Raw genomic sequence first — 15,648 nt, forward strand, 5'->3', positions numbered from 1 at the left:
CCCGGCCGCCTCGACTAGGTGCCGAACTGCGGGCAGATGTTCGCGAGCGCGGCGTCGTACACCTGCCTGCCTGCCTCGGCCGCCTCGGGATCGCCCTTGGTCATCATCGCCACGTAGCCGGACCAGTCCGACCACGCGCCGGAAGACGCGGCCGACGTGTGCAGCTGCTCGTAGGTGTCGCAGTAATTGTGACCGGCCGCGACGATTGCGCCACGCTGCGAGCGTGCGGAGGCCAGGACGGTGCCGTCGGGGGAGACCACGTCGTCCCAGCGGGCCTGCGCGCACACCGCCTTCGTGAACGCGGCGTCGCCGTCCGCCGGTACCGCCTTGAAGACGGCACTCTCGCGCACGCGGGCGACCTGGGCGTCCCGGCCCTGATCGAACTGCGCGGCCAGCTCACGGTAGGTGTCGTCGGCGCCACCCTGTCCGGACGGTTGAGGCTTGAGCACGTCGACGAGCTCCTCGGCGGACGCGTTGGGGAGTGAGGCGTCGACGCAGTTCCGCGCACCTGCGGCGGAGTCGTCGGCCTGGGCGGACGAGGAGCACCCCACGACCGCGGTGGCCGCGGCGGCGACCAGCAGGGAAACGGAACAGGCGCGGCGAACGGGGTGCATTTTCCTCCGATGACGATGAATGGCGGTCGACGACCACAGCGTCAGGAGTATTCCAGTCAGGGTCCGATCGGGGAGCGGATCGGGGTCAGCTCTCCCGTCCAGTGGACGTCCATCGGCTCGATGTAGTGTGAGGCAAGGCTGACAACGGAGGTTCCGTGATGTCTCGTCCGATCGTCACCCTGACCGTCCTGCGTACCGAGCTGTTGACTCCGCACCTGGTTCGGGTCTACCTCGGCGATCCCGGATTCGACGATTTCGTCCCCAACGAGTACGCCGACGCCTACGTCAAGCTGCTCTTCGGTACCGACGACGCGCCGGTGCTGCGCACATACACAATCCGCAGTGTCGACGACGCGACGCGCGAGATCGCCATCGATTTCGTGGTGCACGGTGACGAGGGCGTCGCAGCTCGGTGGGCAGCTACCGCCCGGCCGGGCGAGACCCTGCGGCTGCGCGGTCCCGGCGGGGCCTACTCGCCACGATCCGATGCGGACTGGCACCTGCTCGCCGGCGACGAGTCCGCCTTACCCGCAATCTCTTCCGCAGTCGAGGCACTGCCGGCGGGCGCGGTCGCCCTCGTGTTTCTCGAGGTCGCCGGTCCGGACGACGAGGTGCAGTTGCGCAGCGCGGCGAATCCCGAGGTCACCTGGATCCATCGCGGCGGCGGCGCCAACGAGGTCGCCGACGACCGGGCGGGCGACAACGCGCCGATCGTCGCCGCGGTGCGGGCAGCCCGGTGGCTGCCCGGCCAGCCGCAGGTGTTCATCCACGGCGAGTCGAACGCCGTCATGCACGGACTGCGCGGCTACGTTCGCAAGGAGCGCGGGGTCACGGCGGAGTGGGCGTCGATCTCCGGGTACTGGAGGCGCGGGCGTACCGAGGAGGGCTTCCGGGTGTGGAAGTCCGACCTCGCCGCATCGGAGAGTGGGGGCTAGGCGGTCTCGGCTCCCGGCGCGGACCCCGGGCTGGTGAGTACGTACACGCTGATCACCACCGCCCACACCGGAAAGACGAGGGTTACCCAGAAGCTGAAGCTGACCACGACCAGCAGGGTCAGCGCGAACAGGTAGGTGGCGATAGCCAGCCATCGAGGCATCAGTCCGGTGCGTAACCAGATCGTTCCGAGCGAGATCATGAACACGCCCGCCATCCGCACCCCGTAGACGTTGTTGAGGTGCAGCATCATGATCCGGCCCAAGGTTACGGTCTCGTCGGGGCCGGGGTTCACGTCACGGGAGACGGCGAGAATTCCGCCGGCGAGTGCCATCGAGGTGAAGGTCGTCGCCAGGAACAGCAGGCCGCTGCCGAGAGCGACTGTCGCAAAGAAGCGATCCTCGAAGGTGCCGAGCCGGTCGCGGAGGACACCGAGGAACCACAGGAACGCGATCCCGGCGAGCGGTGCAAGCGTCAGGGCGGCGGCGATTCGGGAGTCGTCGTGAACCCACGGGGCGGCCGTGTCGGCGGGTAGCGAGGTACCCAGCAGGACGATGCTGGTCGCGAAGAGCGCCCCGAAGGCGATCCCGGCGACCGCCGCGGCTCGCGGCGTCCGTAGTCGACGGAATTCGGTCCCACCGCGCCGGTCGTCCCTGCCACTCACTCCGGGCCGCTGGCTCCGCCCCCTCCGTCGCGGAGGCGGATCCGACGTGGCCATGCCGTCACTCGCGGGAGAGCATCGCGGCGGCTTCCCGTTCGAGGTCGACGAAGGGTTCGCCGCTCACGTCGACCGCCACCCGGTCCAGCGTGCCGCCGGTGAACTCGTACGGGGCGCTGCCGGCGTAGTCGTCGGTGATCGCCTCGGCGCCGCTTCTGCCAACGGTGAGGCCTGCGCCTGCAAGCCCGAACATGCCGGCCTGGGTTCGGATTCGGCCCTCGCCGACCTTCCGGTCCCCGTAGTACAGGCTGAGCAGGCCGCGGGCCGTTCCGGGCGGATCCTCACCCTCCTTGTCGAAGGAAGCGGCCAGGATCACGTTCTCGCCCTCGGGAAGGTCCGCGGTCGCGCTGATCCGTTGTTCCTCGCTGCCGACGAAGTTGTAGACGTAGTGCAGACGGTTGTCCTTGACGTAGAGCGCATGGCCGCCGAACCGGCTGCCCTGCGCGAAGAGCACACCGACCGAACCGGGGCCGGGCAGGTCGACGAGCGCTCCGATCGAGTACGACCGGTTGCGGAAGCTGACCGCGACGGTCTCGGGAACCTCGGCTCGGCCGGGGCGATAGACGTAGCGGTTGCGCGGCGGCGCGAGTTGCGGGCGCGGGGTCGTCAGGATCTCGACCGGGGAGCGGTCGTCGAGAGGGTAGGCCTGGTTCGCGCCCGCCTCGTGGAACCACAGTCCGACCAGTTCGGCGAGCCGTCCGGGTTCGGCGGTGGCGAGGTCGCGCAGCTCCGTGCGATCGGTGTCGGTGTGGTAGAGCTCCCAGGTGTCGTCGGGGAAGTGGCTCCAACCGCTGATCGCCGGATGGGTGGTGACCGCCTTCCAGCCGTCGTGCCAGATGCCCCGGGTGCCGAGCATCGAGTAGAACTGGGTGTGCTTGGCGGTCGGGATGGCGCCGTGGTCGAAGCTGTAGCGCATGCTCACGCCCTGGATCGGGTGCTGCGTGTAGCCCTTGACCGTGTCCGGGAGTTCGACGCCCAGGCAGTCCAGCAACGTCGGCACGATGTCGACGGCGTGGTGGTACTGGTCCCGGGTCTCGCCGCGCGCGGCGATTCCGGCCGGCCAGGACAGGATGCACGGATCGCAGGTTCCGCCGTTGAACGAGTAGCGCTTCCACATCTTGAACGGGGTGTTGAACGCCATCGCCCACCCGTTCGGATAGTGGTTGTAGGTCCGCGTGCCGCCCAGCTCGTCGATCATGGCCATGTTCTCCGCCAGATCGTCGGCGACCCCGTTGAAGAGTTTGTTCTCGTTCACCGAGCCGTTGGGACCGCCCTCGCCGCTGGCACCGTTGTCGGAGACCAGGACGACGATGGTGTTGTCGAGCTGGTCGATGTCCTCGAGGTAGGCCAGGAGGCGGCCGATCTGGTCGTCGCAGTGCGACAGGAATCCCGCGTACACCTCGGCCATCCGGGCGAAGAGCCGTTTCTCGTTGTCGGACAGGGTGTCCCAGGGTCGGGTGAAGTCCAGCGGCGGGAACGGCTGCCCCTCGGGTCCGGTGCGGTTCTCGGGGGTGCCGATCGGGTTGAGCGGCGGCAGTTCGGCGCCCTGCGGGACGAGGCCCATCTCCTTCTGTCGGGCCAGGGTCCGCTCGCGCATCGCCTCGTAGCCCTCGTCGAACCTGCCCCGGTAGCGATCGGCCCACTCGCGCGGCACGTGATGGGGCGCATGCGCGCAGCCCGGCGCGTAGTACAGGAACACCGGCCGATCCGGTGCAATCGCCTTGACGTCGTCGATGTACTCGATGGCCCGGTCGGTGATGTCGACGCCGAAGTGGTAACCCTGATCCGGCGTGGCCGGCTGCTCGACCGGGTGGTTGTCGTGCACCAAGTCCGGGTACCACTGGTTCGTCTCGGCCCCGAGGAAGCCGTAGAAACGCTCGAAACCTCGGCCGACAGGCCAGTTCGCCTTGGTGGACGCCAGATTCATCTCGTCGGCGGCGCACAGGTGCCACTTGCCGACCATCGCGGTGCTGAACCCTCGCTCGACCAGGATCTCGGCGAGAGTGGCGCACTCCGGCGGTATGTGTCCGTTCGCGCCGGGGAACCCTATTGCCGCCTCGCTGATACAGGCCATGCCGTTGGAGGTGTGATTGCGGCCCGTCAGCAGACAGGACCGGGTCGGGGAACACAGCGCGGTGGTGTGCCACTGGCCGTAACGCAGACCGTTCGCCGCGATCCTGTCGATGTTCGGGGTGTCGATGGGGCCGCCGTAACAGCCGAGTGCCCCGAATCCCACGTCGTCGAGCACGATGTACAGCACGTTCGGCGATCCCGGCGGTGCCTTCGGCTGCTCGTACGGACCCCAATCGGGGATCGAGTCACGAATATCCAGGTTGACGACACCTCTGAACGGCTTGGCCATGACAAGGCTCCTCACACGGGATCCGCCCCTGTCATCCACTCAAGCACCCAGACCCGGTGCTGGCTAGACGGTCGCGGGCTCCGGGGTGGCTTCTCGTGGGCTCGTCGCCGGGCGCGTCAGTGTCAACAGGGCCGTCGTCGCGACCGCCGCGCACACCAGGATGCTCGTCGCCATTCCCGTCGCCGAACCGCCGACCAACGGCGAGACCAGGGCGGCCAGGCCGAACTGGCCCGCGCCCATCAGCGCCGACCCGGTGCCGGCCGCCTGCGGAACCTCCGACTGTCCGAGCCCGGTGGCGTTGCCCATGACGAAGCCGATCGCGGTGGTGACCAGGAACAGCAGCGGCAGCACCACCCAGCGGTGCGCACCGCCGACCGTCACCTCGAGCGTCAGGAGCGTTCCGGCGGTCAGCAACATCAGCACGCCGAAAGTCAGTAGCTGCCGGGCGTGGAAGCGGCCGATCAGTCTGGTGTTGACGATGCTGCCGCCGACGATCCCCATCGAGTTCACCCCGAACACGATCGAGAACTGGCCCGGCGTGAAGCCGAGCACGTCCTGCACGACGAAGGGCGAGGCGGAGATGTACGAGAACAGCGCGCCGAAGCCGAACATGAAGGTCAGCGCGTACCCCAGGTAGCTCCGGTTGCCGACCACATAGCGCATGTTGCGGGCCAGAGCGGTCAGCCCGCCGCCGTGCCGTCGTTCGGTCGGCAGGGTCTCCGGGATCAGCGTCGCCACGCCGACGACCATCAGCACCCCGGCGCCGGTGAGCACCCAGAAGATGCCGCGCCAGCCGATCGGGCCGAGCAACGCGCCGCCGAGCAGCGGGGCAACCACCGGGGCGACGCCGCCGATGATCATCATGATCGAGAACAGCTTCGCGGCGACGTCACCCTTGGCGCGGTCGGCGATCACCGCGCGCGCCAGCACGATCGCGGCCCCGCCGCTCAGTCCCTGCAGCAGCCGCGCGGCGATCAGCACCTCCGCCGACGGGGCGAGCGCGCACAGGACGCCGCTGACCGCGAACGCGACCGTGCCGCCCAGCAGCAGCCTGCGCCGGCCCCAGCCGTCGGAGAGGGGGCCGATCGTCAGCTGGCCGATCCCGAGCCCGGCCATGAAGGTTGTCAGCGTCAGCTGGACCGTCGAGGTGGTGGTCCCCAGGTCGTCGCCGAGTGCCGGTAGCCCGGGCAGATACATGTCGGTGGCGAGTGGGGCGATCGCGGAGAGCAGCGCGAGGGCCAACAGCATGGGAATCGAAACAGCTCGGGTCACATGGGGACCCAGCGGCGCGGATGCTTGATTTATTCCAGTTCCGGGGACAATCTTCGTCCCATGGCATCGGACCCGGCGGCAGCGGCGCACGACGAGTTGCCCCGTCGGCTCGCGGAGCAACTGGACGCGTACGCCGAGCACCTGCGGCTCGAACGCGGCCGTTCCGAACACACCGTGCGCGCCTACATCGCCGACGCCCGGTCACTGCTCGGGCACCTGGCGGCCGGCACCCCCGACGCCGGGCTCGACGACCTGGACCTGCGCGCGATGCGGGCCTGGCTGGCCGCCCAGGCCGCGGCGGGGGTGGCGCGCAGCACCTTGGCCCGGCGGACCGCGGCCGCGCGGACCTTCACCGCCTGGCTGGCCCGTACCCGCAGGATCGGCCGGGACCCCGGCATCCGGCTCGCCTCGCCGAAGTCGCACCGCGCGCTGCCCGCGGTGCTGCGCCAGGGACAGGCCGCCGAGGCGATGGCCGCCGCCGAATCCGGTGCCGCCCAGCTCGAACCGGTCGCCGTGCGGGACCGGTTGATCGTGGAGTTGTTGTACGCGACCGGGATTCGCGTCGGCGAGCTGTGCGGTCTCGACCTCGCCGACGTCGACCACGACCGCCGGGTGCTGCGGGTGCTGGGCAAGGGCAACAAGGAGCGCAGCGTCCCGTTCGGCGGTCCGGCCGCCGAGGCGCTCGACGCGTGGCTGCGCTCCGGCCGCCCCACCCTGGTGACCGCGGAGTCGGGGGCGGCGCTACTGCTGGGCAAGCGGGGCAGGCGGCTCGACCAGCGGCAGGCCCGGTCGGTGGTGCACGAGGTGCTCGATGCGGTGCCGGGTGCGCCGAGCCTGGCGCCGCACGGGCTGCGGCACTCCGCCGCCACCCACCTGCTCGAGGGCGGCGCCGACCTGCGGGTGGTGCAGGAACTGCTCGGCCACACCAGCCTCGCGACCACCCAGCTCTACACGCATGTCTCGGTCGCTCGGCTGCGGGCGGTGCACGACCAGGCCCACCCGCGCGCCTGATCACCGCGACCCGTGCGGTGCCCCCGGGTGCAGGGGTTTGAGTCGCACCGGCGTCGGCCGGACCAGGCCGAGCGGGTCGAGGTACTCGCGACCGCGGCGCACGCCCCAGTGCAGGCACGCGGCGGGGCAGTCCGGGTGCCCCGGTTCGAGGGTGCCGAGGACGCTGCCGCGCCGGACTCGCTGCCCGGGGCGGACCGACGCCAGCACCGGCTCGTAGGTGGTGCGCAGGCCGCCGGCATGGTCGACCGAGACGACCGGTTTGCCCGCGACCGTTCCCGCGAAGACGACGAGACCGTCGCCCGCGGCGTGTACCGGCTGACCGTCGCCGCCGAGGAGGTCCACGCCGCGGTGGCCGGGCAGCCAGTCGTGTTCGGGTCGGTCGAACGGCCGCCCGATCGCCGGGCGCGGACGCAGCGGCCAGTCGAACCCGGTGGCGGGCGCGGCGACGCCGGGTGCCGCCAAGGCCAGCACCAGGGCGGTCAACCCGAGGACGGCCGGTAGTCGCATTCCTCCACGCTCCGGCAGGCGCGCTGGCCAGGGAACCCCGGTGCCGCGATCTGTGGACGGACCGGAGCGCCATCCACAGGCGCCCGACCACCGGTTATGACCTGCCAGTCCCAACCCGTACACTCGACACGCGGTCTGTGTTCGCGCAGTCCGACTTCGCGCGTCCGCGCAAGAACACTCGGCCTTCGGCTGGTCCTGCATCCGTGCAGGTCCGAGGGCTGGCGGGCGCCAGGGCAGGGGTCACCCGACCGCCTGCGTCAACCGGCAATGAAAGAGGTACACAGCCATGGCTGTCGTCACCATGAAGCAGATGCTCGACAGTGGTACCCACTTCGGGCATCAGACCCGTCGCTGGAACCCGAAGATGAAGCGTTTCATCCTCACGGACCGCAACGGCATCTACATCATCGACCTGCAGCAGACCCTGACGTACATCGACAAGGCGTACGAGTTCGTCAAGGAGACCGTCGCCCACGGCGGCACCGTGCTCTTCGTCGGCACCAAGAAGCAGGCGCAGGAGTCCATCGCCGAAGAGGCCACCCGCGTCGGCATGCCGTACGTGAACCAGCGCTGGCTCGGCGGCATGCTCACCAACTTCTCCACCGTCCACAAGCGTCTGCTGCGCCTCAAGGATCTCGAGGCCATGGAGCAGACCGGTGGCTTCGAGGGTCGCACCAAGAAGGAAATCCTCATGCTCACGCGTGAGATGACCAAGCTGGACCGCACCCTCGGTGGTATCCGGGACATGGGCAAGGTTCCGTCGGCCATCTGGGTCGTCGACACCAACAAGGAGCACCTCGCGGTCTCCGAGGCTCGCAAGCTGAACATCCCGGTCATCGCGATCCTGGACACCAACTGCGATCCCGACCTCGTCGACTACCCGATCCCGGGCAACGACGACGCGATCCGTTCGGCCGCGCTGCTGACCAAGGTTGTCGCCTCCGCCGTCGCCGAGGGCCTGCAGGCCCGCGCGGGCCGCGGCTCCGAGGGTGACGCGAAGCCCGAGGCCGGCGCCGAGCCGCTCGCCGAGTGGGAGCAGGAACTGCTCTCGCAGGCCGCCCCCGCCGCCGACGCCGAGGCCGCCGAGGCTGCCCCGGCCGCCGACGCCGCGCCCGAGGCCCCGCAGGCCTAGTCGACTCGGCCCTGACCGTCACGGTCAGGGCCGTTTCGCTCAGACAGACATACCCGGCTCCACAATTACGAGGAGGCTCGCCCCCGATGGCGAACTACACCGCCGCTGACGTGAAGCGGCTCCGTGAGCTCACCGGCTCCGGAATGATGGACTGCAAGAACGCGCTCGCCGAGACCGATGGCGACTTCGACAAGGCTGTCGAGCTGCTGCGCATCAAGGGTGCCAAGGACGTGGGCAAGCGCGCCGAGCGCACCACGGCCGAGGGCCTGGTCGTGGCCAAGGACGGCGTCATGGTCGAGCTCAACTGCGAGACCGACTTCGTCGCGAAGAACGCCGAGTTCCAGGAGCTCGCCGACAAGGTCGTCACCGCGGCCGCCGCGGCCAAGGCCACCGACCTCGAGTCGCTCAAGGCCGCCTCGGCGGGCGATCAGACCGTGGAGGAGCTCGTCGCAGCCCTCTCCGCGAAGATCGGCGAGAAGCTCGAGCTGCGTCGCGTCGTCGCCTTCGAGGGCCCGGTCGCGACCTACCTGCACAAGCGCAGTGCCGACCTGCCGCCGGCCGTCGGCGTGCTGGTCGAGTACACGGGCGAGGGTGACGCTGCTGCGGAGGCCGCCCGCGGCGCCGCCATGCAGGTCGCCGCGCTCAAGGCGAAGTACGTCACCCGCGACGAGGTCCCCGCGGACATCGTCGACGGCGAGCGTCGCGTCGCCGAGGAGACGGCCAAGGAGGAGGGCAAGCCCGAGGCCGCGCTCCCCAAGATCGTCGAGGGTCGCGTCAACGGCTTCTTCAAGGACGTCGTGCTGACCGAGCAGTCCTCCGTCACCGACTCGAAGAAGTCCGTCAAGGCTCTTCTCGACGAGGCCGGCGTGACCATCACCCGCTTCGCGCGGTTCGAGGTCGGCGCCAGCTAGTCGCAGGCAGTCGTAACGTGAGCGGCCCCGTCACCTTCGTGGTGGCGGGGCCGCTCGCAGTTTCACAGGTCGGGCAGGCCGAAGTCGAGGTTCGGGGTCTGCAGGCCGCCGTCCACCTCGAGCACCTTGCCGGTCAGGTACGACCCGGCGGGCGAGCACAGGTACAGCACCGCCGCGGACGCGTCCTCCGGGTCCCCGATCCGGTGCAGCGGAGTCGCGTTCTCCATCGTGGTCTTGATCGTCTCGTTCTGGGCGACCACCTCGAGCGCCGAGGTCAGCACCGACCCGAGGGAGACGCAGTTGACCCGGATCCGCGGAGACAGGTCGGCCGCGGCCAGGCGTGTGTAGTGCGCGACCGCCGCCTTGGCGGTGCCGTAGGCGGCGTAGCCGCGGCCGCCGACCCGGCCGACCACCGAGGACACGTTGACGATCGCCCCGGCGCCCGCGGTCTCGAGGATGTGCGGCACCGCGGCCCGCACCAATACGTGTGCGGTGGAGACGTTGAAGTGGAAGGCGTCCTCGAGCTGCCTCGGCTTCGTCTGCAGCAGGGGAGTGGGCATCGCGCCGCCGACGTTGTTGACCACGATGTCGAGCCGGCCGAAGACCTGGCGGGCGGTGTCGGCGAGGCCCGCGACGGCGTCGAGATCGGACAGGTCCGCGACCACCACGTGTGCCCGCCTGCCGGTCGCCCGTACCCGCTCCGCGACCTGTTCGAGCTGGTCCTGGCTGCGCGCGGCGATCAGCACATCCGCCCCGGCCTCGGCCAGCGCGACCGCGGACGCCGCGCCCACCCCTCGGCCTGCGCCGGTCACCACGGCCACCTGATCGGTCACGAGGAACCTGTCGAGGATCATGTCTCTCCCGTCGTCGCGACGCGGCAGTGTGGCGCGCCGCGCGCAGCCTACGGCCCCGACCACCATTCCCGGGGCCGGATAAGGCAGGATGGAGACGTCATCTGTGACCGAACGGGTCCACGGTGGCCGATTCATGCTGGCCGCAGGCGCCCACCGCGGCCCGCCGGAGAACAGGAGAGCCATGACCGAACCCGCCCCAACTGATTCCGCACCGCGACGAGACGGCTTCAAGCGCGTCCTGCTCAAGCTCGGTGGCGAGATGTTCGGTGGCGGCGAGGTCGGTCTGGACCCCGACGTGGTGCAGACCGTAGCGCGCCAGATCGCGAAGGTCGTCGAGACCGGTGTGCAGGTCGCCGTGGTGATCGGTGGCGGCAACTTCTTCCGCGGGGCCGAGTTGCAGCAGCGCGGCATGGACCGGGCCCGCTCCGACTACATGGGCATGCTCGGCACCGTCATGAACTGCCTTGCGTTGCAAGACTTCCTGGAGAAGGAAGGCATCGACACCCGCGTGCAGACCGCGATCACCATGGGCCAGGTCGCGGAGCCGTACCTGCCGCTGCGCGCCGTCCGTCACCTCGAGAAGGGGCGCGTGGTCATCTTCGGTGCCGGCATGGGTATGCCGTACTTCTCGACCGACACGACCGCCGCGCAGCGCGCCCTCGAGATCGGCGCCGAGGTGGTCCTGATGGCCAAGGCCGTCGACGGTGTCTACAGCGCCGATCCCCGCGTGGATCCCGCCGCGACGATGTACACCGAGATCAGCCACCGCGAGGTCATCGAGCAGGGCCTGCAGGTTGCCGACGCGACGGCGTTCAGCCTGTGCATGGACAACCAGATGCCGATGATGGTGTTCAACCTGCTCACCGAGGGGAACATCGCGCGCGCGGTGGCCGGTGAGAAAATTGGAACACTCGTCAAGTCATGAACCACACACCGCACCCGCCGAGCCTGGAGGAACACCGTGATCGATGAAGCTCTCTTCGACGCCGAGGAGAAGATGGAGAAGGCCGTCGCGGTGGCCAAGGAGGACCTCGGCGGCATCCGCACGGGCCGGGCGAACCCGGGCATGTTCAACCGGATCCACATCGAGTACTACGGCTCGGTCACCCCGATCACCCAGCTCGCGAGCATCAACGTGCCCGAGGCGCGCATGGTGATCATCAAGCCGTACGAGGCCGCTCAGCTCGGGCCGATCGAGACCGCGATCCGCAACTCGGACCTCGGGCTCAACCCCAGCAACGACGGCAGCATCATCCGCATCTCGGTGCCGCAGCTCACCGAGGAGCGTCGCCGCGAGTTCGTCAAGCAGGCGAAGGGCAAGGGCGAGGACGCGAAGGTCTCGATCCGCAACGTGCGACGCAAGGCGATGGACGAGCTGTCCCGGATCCAGAAGGACGGCGAGGCGGGTGAGGACGAGGTCGGCCGGGCTGAGAAGGAGCTCGACAAGACCACGGCCAAGTACGTCGCGCACATCGACGAGTTGGTCAAGCACAAGGAAGCCGAATTGCTGGAGGTATAGGCGGTGCCTACCGAAGGCTCAGCGCCCGACGGTTCGCCGCCGGCGGCAACGGCCACCGCAGCGACCTCGAAGGCCGGGCGCAACCTGCCCGCCGCGATCGGGGTCGGCGGCGGCCTCGGCGTCCTCCTCATCGTCACGCTGATCTTCGCGTCGCGATTCTGGTTCGTGATCGTCGCGGCCGCGATGGCGGTGGCGACCTGGGAGGTCGCCAAGCGCCTGCGCGAGTCCGGCATCCTGGTACCGCGGATCCCGCTGATCCTCGGCGGCCAGGCAATCATCTGGCTCGGCTGGCCGTACGGCACGACCGGTGTGCTCGCCGGGTTCGCGGGCACAGTACTGGTGTGTCTGGTGTGGCGGCTGGTCGAGCAGGGGCTCGACGCGACGCCGCAGAACTACCTGCGCGACGTGGCGATCACCGTGTTCGTCGCCGCCTGGATTCCGCTGCTGGCGTCGTTCGCGACCCTGATGGTGCTGCAGGACAAGGGCGCCGACCGGGTGTTCGTGCTGATGATCGGCGTGGTCTGTTCCGACGTCGGCGGGTACGCGGCCGGGGTGCTGTTCGGCAAGCATCCGATGGCGCCCGCCATCAGTCCGAAGAAGTCGTGGGAGGGCCTGGCCGGCTCGCTGCTGTTCTGCGTGATCGGCTCGGTGCTCACCGTCACCCTGCTGCTCGACGCGGCGTGGTGGAAGGGTGTGCCGCTCGGCATCCTGCTGGTGGTGGTCGCCACGCTCGGGGACCTGGTCGAGTCGCAGGTCAAACGCGACCTCGAGATCAAGGACATGGGCACCCTGCTGCCCGGTCACGGCGGCATCATGGACCGGCTCGACTCGCTGCTGCCGTCGGCGTTCGTGACCTGGCTGGTGCTGACCGCGCTGCTGTAGGTCATGACCCGTCAACGCCGCGGCACCGGGCCGATCCCGAGCCCGAACATCTGGCACTGGCCGGAGATCTACGAGGCCGAGAACCGCGCGCAGGACGTCGACGGAGCGATCTTCGACACCCTGCGCGCGGTCGCCGACTGGTCCGGGCGCGATGTGCTGGACGTGGGCTGCGGTACCGGGTTCCACCTGCCGCTGTTCGCGCGCGACGCCCGCAGCGTGATCGGGGTCGAACCGCACCCGCCGCTCGTCGCGCGGGCCCGCGACCGGATGCGCGCGACAGGGTCGGCGGTCGAGGTGCTCGCCGGGTCGGCCGAGCGGATCCCGCTGCCCGACGACAGCGTCGACCTCGTGCACGCGCGCACCGCGTACTTCTTCGGGGCCGGGTGCGGGCCGGGAATCCTCGAGTCGATGCGGGTGCTGCGTCCCGGCGGGGTGCTGGCGGTCGTCGACCTCGACGCGACGGTCGGCGGGTATGGCGCGTGGATGCGCGCCGACCTGCCGCACTACGACCCGGCGGCCGTGGAGGCGTTCTTCGACGCCCAGGGTTTCGAGCTCTCGCGGGTGCGGACCCGGTGGGAGTTCGACAGCCGAGAGGACCTGCGCGCCGTGCTCGGGATCGAGTTCAGCGGCAAGATCGCCCAGCGTGCCTACGAGCAGACCCCCGGCCTCGCGCTCGAGGTCGGGTACCGGATCCACACCAGGCGTGCGCCCGCCGGGCTGCTGTACTGAGACGATCCGGCGTCAGTCCAGGCCGAACGACCGGGCGAGCTCCGTAACCTTCTTCGCCTTGGCCAGGCGCGGCAGGTCGCTCCCGTCGCGGACCCGTTCGCCGTTCTCGCCGAGCTCGGCGATCACGGTCCGGGCCCCGGCGACGTCGTCCGGGGTGGGGCTCAGTGCCCGATTGACCGCGACGGCCTGGTCGGGGTGCATGCAGAGCTTGCCGGTCAGCCCCATCGACGCGGTCAGATCCGAATCGCGCTGCAGGACGGTCTCGTTCGTGCTGAGGGTCGGTCCGTCGATCGGGCCGGGGAGCCCGGCGGCGCGGCTGGCGACGACGAGGCGGGCCCGCGGGTACGCCATGGCCATCGGATCGTCGCTCATCCCGGTGTCGCGGCGGAAGTCGCCGCTGCCGAACGCGAGCCGGAAGGCTCCGTCCGCCCTGGCGATCTCGGGGGCGGACTCCAGGCCGATCGCCGACTCGATGAGCGCGAGGATCGGGGTGCCCTCGGGCAGCCGGGCCGCGGTCGCGTCCAGCTGGCTGCGGCTCTCGGTCTTGGCGAGCATCACCCCGGTCAGACCCGGCGCCGCCGCGAGCGCGGCGAGGTCGTCGGCCCAGTACGGCGTGGTGGCGTCGTTGACGCGGACCCAGGCCCTGGCGCCGCTGCCGAGCCAGTCGGCCACTCGGGCACGCGCTGCGGGCTTGGCGGCCGGGGACACCGCGTCCTCGAGGTCGAGGATGACGGCGTCCACCCCGGATTCGGCGGGCGGGGTGAAGCTCTCCGGCTTGGTTGCGGGCACCAGCAGCCAGGACCGGGCGAGATCGGGTGGGGTGGCAACCCCGCGACGCTCCGCGTGAATGGTCACAGCAACTCCTCCGGTGATCGGGACGACGGTTTCCATCGTCCTCGGGCCGGACACACCGAGCTAGTTTGCGTAAGTAATGTGCGCGGACGCACGACCGCGGGGTGCCCGTGGCGCGATCGGCACGCGCAGAGGGTGTGATTGCGCGCTCACATTCGCCCGTCACGGCCCTTCGATGGGACACTGGGGGACACTATGGCCGTTTCAGTCCCGCTCGTGTTCAACGCCCCGCGTCGCGGCATGCCGCCGACGCACCTCGCCGACCTCGACTCCGAGGGCAGGCGCGCGGCCGTCCAGGAGCTCGGCCTGCCCGGGTTCCGGGCCGATCAGCTGGCCAGGCAGTACTACGGCCGGCTGGAGGCGGACGCGGCCAAGATGACGGACCTGCCCGCGTCGGTGCGTGAGAAGGTCGGCGACGCGCTGTTCCCGACGCTGCTCACCCCGGTCAAGCACGTCGCCTGCGACGACGGCACCACCCGCAAGACGCTGTGGAAGGCGAACGACGGCACGCTGCTCGAGAGCGTGCTGATGCGCTACCCGGACCGCGCGACGCTGTGCATCTCCAGCCAGGCCGGCTGCGGCATGGCGTGCCCGTTCTGCGCCACCGGCCAAGCGGGCCTGACCCGGAACCTGTCGACCGCCGAGATCGTGGACCAGGTCCGCTCCGCGGCCGCCGCGATGCGGGACGGCGAGGTCGCGGGTGGCGAGGGCCGACTCTCCAACGTGGTCTTCATGGGCATGGGTGAGCCGCTGGCGAACTACAAGCGGGTGGTCGCGGCGGTACGTCGGATCACCTCCCCGGCGCCCGAGGGTCTGGGCCTGTCGCAGCGTTCGGTCACCGTCTCGACGGTCGGCCTCGCGCCGGCGATCCGCAAGCTCGCCGACGAGGGGCTGTCCGTCACGCTCGCGGTGTCGCTGCACACCCCCGACGACGAACTGCGCGACACCCTGGTGCCGGTCAACAACCGGTGGTCGGTCGCCGAGGTGCTCGACGCCGCCCGCTACTACGCCGACAAGACCGGTCGCCGGGTGTCGATCGAGTACGCGCTGATCAAGGACGTCAACGACCAGCCGTGGCGGGCAGACATGCTCGGCAAGAAGCTGCACAAGGCGCTGGGCTCGCTGGTGCACGTGAACCTGATCCCGCTGAACCCGACGCCGGGTAGCGAGTGGGACGCCGCGCCGAAGGACGTCGAGCGCGAGTTCGTGCGCCGCGTCATCGCGCAGGGCGTCTCGTGCACGGTCCGCGACACCCGCGGCCAGGAGATCGCCGCGGCCTGTGGTCAGCTGGCCGCCGAGAACTGATCGCCGAACGCTAAAACGACTGCGGCCGCGCGGCTCCCGAGGGGAGC

Annotated in this window: 16 protein-coding genes; 9 read left to right on the plus strand and 7 right to left on the minus strand. The window is 70.0% G+C overall.

Features of this window, described 5'->3' with window-relative positions:
• Window positions 1-14: 14 nt before the first annotated feature.
• Window positions 15-614, minus strand: a complete 600-nt coding sequence (locus ACFVH2_RS05660; protein ID WP_378423092.1) for a hypothetical protein — start codon at window positions 612-614, stop codon at window positions 15-17.
• Between the two features lie 158 nt (window positions 615-772).
• Here ACFVH2_RS05660 and ACFVH2_RS05665 point away from each other — a divergent pair, with 158 nt between their 5' ends.
• On the plus strand, window positions 773-1,549 hold the full coding sequence (locus tag ACFVH2_RS05665; RefSeq protein WP_378423094.1) for a siderophore-interacting protein: 777 nt from the start codon (window positions 773-775) through the stop codon (window positions 1,547-1,549).
• Here ACFVH2_RS05665 and ACFVH2_RS05670 read toward each other — a convergent pair.
• From ACFVH2_RS05670 to ACFVH2_RS05680, 3 genes are all read right to left on the minus strand, one after another.
• Window positions 1,546-2,211 carry a hypothetical protein gene (locus tag ACFVH2_RS05670; RefSeq protein ID WP_378423096.1) on the minus strand — a complete coding sequence of 222 codons (666 nt, stop codon included), beginning with the start codon at window positions 2,209-2,211 and terminating at the stop codon, window positions 1,546-1,548. The two genes, ACFVH2_RS05665 and ACFVH2_RS05670, sit on opposite strands and share 4 nt — an antisense overlap.
• Window positions 2,212-2,269: 58 nt before the next feature.
• Window positions 2,270-4,627 carry an arylsulfatase gene (locus tag ACFVH2_RS05675; RefSeq protein ID WP_378423098.1) on the minus strand — a complete coding sequence of 786 codons (2,358 nt, stop codon included), beginning with the start codon at window positions 4,625-4,627 and terminating at the stop codon, window positions 2,270-2,272.
• A 63-nt stretch (window positions 4,628-4,690) separates the two neighbouring features.
• Window positions 4,691-5,875 (minus strand): multidrug effflux MFS transporter, encoded by a 1,185-nt coding sequence (locus tag ACFVH2_RS05680; RefSeq protein WP_378423100.1) that lies wholly within the window; start codon window positions 5,873-5,875, stop codon window positions 4,691-4,693.
• An 84-nt stretch (window positions 5,876-5,959) separates the two neighbouring features.
• On the opposite strand from ACFVH2_RS05680, the gene ACFVH2_RS05685 reads away from it, so the two are divergent.
• Window positions 5,960-6,910: a tyrosine recombinase XerC gene (locus ACFVH2_RS05685; protein WP_378423102.1), complete on the plus strand. Its 951-nt coding sequence runs from the start codon at window positions 5,960-5,962 to the stop codon at window positions 6,908-6,910.
• Here ACFVH2_RS05685 and ACFVH2_RS05690 read toward each other — a convergent pair whose 3' ends face one another.
• Window positions 6,911-7,417 carry a M23 family metallopeptidase gene (locus ACFVH2_RS05690; RefSeq protein ID WP_378423104.1) on the minus strand — a complete coding sequence of 169 codons (507 nt, stop codon included), beginning with the start codon at window positions 7,415-7,417 and terminating at the stop codon, window positions 6,911-6,913.
• Between the two features lie 286 nt (window positions 7,418-7,703).
• On the opposite strand from ACFVH2_RS05690, the gene rpsB reads away from it, so the two are divergent.
• Window positions 7,704-8,549, plus strand: a complete 846-nt coding sequence (rpsB, locus tag ACFVH2_RS05695) for a 30S ribosomal protein S2 (RefSeq protein ID WP_378423105.1) — start codon at window positions 7,704-7,706, stop codon at window positions 8,547-8,549.
• A gap of 86 nt (window positions 8,550-8,635) precedes the next feature.
• On the plus strand, window positions 8,636-9,460 hold the full coding sequence (gene tsf / locus ACFVH2_RS05700; RefSeq protein WP_378423107.1) for a translation elongation factor Ts: 825 nt from the start codon (window positions 8,636-8,638) through the stop codon (window positions 9,458-9,460).
• A 62-nt stretch (window positions 9,461-9,522) separates the two neighbouring features.
• Here the strand turns inward: tsf and ACFVH2_RS05705 are convergent, their stop codons facing one another.
• On the minus strand, window positions 9,523-10,314 hold the full coding sequence (locus ACFVH2_RS05705; protein ID WP_378423109.1) for an SDR family oxidoreductase: 792 nt from the start codon (window positions 10,312-10,314) through the stop codon (window positions 9,523-9,525).
• Between the two features lie 181 nt (window positions 10,315-10,495).
• Between ACFVH2_RS05705 and pyrH the strand changes: the two genes are divergently transcribed.
• From pyrH to ACFVH2_RS05725, 4 genes are read left to right on the plus strand one after another with little or no spacing between them, the layout of a single operon-like run.
• Window positions 10,496-11,239, plus strand: a complete 744-nt coding sequence (pyrH, locus tag ACFVH2_RS05710; protein WP_378423111.1) for a UMP kinase — start codon at window positions 10,496-10,498, stop codon at window positions 11,237-11,239.
• 36 nt (window positions 11,240-11,275) lie between these two features.
• On the plus strand, window positions 11,276-11,833 hold the full coding sequence (gene frr / locus ACFVH2_RS05715; protein ID WP_378423113.1) for a ribosome recycling factor: 558 nt from the start codon (window positions 11,276-11,278) through the stop codon (window positions 11,831-11,833).
• Window positions 11,834-11,836: 3 nt separating this feature from the next.
• Window positions 11,837-12,715 (plus strand): phosphatidate cytidylyltransferase, encoded by an 879-nt coding sequence (locus tag ACFVH2_RS05720; protein ID WP_378423114.1) that lies wholly within the window; start codon window positions 11,837-11,839, stop codon window positions 12,713-12,715.
• Between the two features lie 3 nt (window positions 12,716-12,718).
• On the plus strand, window positions 12,719-13,444 hold the full coding sequence (locus ACFVH2_RS05725; protein ID WP_378423116.1) for a class I SAM-dependent methyltransferase: 726 nt from the start codon (window positions 12,719-12,721) through the stop codon (window positions 13,442-13,444).
• A 12-nt stretch (window positions 13,445-13,456) separates the two neighbouring features.
• Here the strand turns inward: ACFVH2_RS05725 and ACFVH2_RS05730 are convergent, their stop codons facing one another.
• Complete coding sequence (locus ACFVH2_RS05730; RefSeq protein ID WP_378423202.1) at window positions 13,457-14,335, minus strand: HpcH/HpaI aldolase/citrate lyase family protein; 879 nt, start codon at window positions 14,333-14,335, stop codon at window positions 13,457-13,459.
• Window positions 14,336-14,491: 156 nt separating this feature from the next.
• Here ACFVH2_RS05730 and rlmN point away from each other — a divergent pair, with 156 nt between their 5' ends.
• Complete coding sequence (rlmN, locus tag ACFVH2_RS05735) at window positions 14,492-15,601, plus strand: 23S rRNA (adenine(2503)-C(2))-methyltransferase RlmN (RefSeq protein ID WP_378423118.1); 1,110 nt, start codon at window positions 14,492-14,494, stop codon at window positions 15,599-15,601.
• Window positions 15,602-15,648 lie beyond the last annotated feature (47 nt).

The sequence above is a fragment of the Rhodococcus sp. NPDC127527 genome (assembly GCF_042672245.1).
In the GTDB taxonomy this organism is placed as follows: Bacteria; Actinomycetota; Actinomycetes; order Mycobacteriales; family Mycobacteriaceae; genus Rhodococcus_G.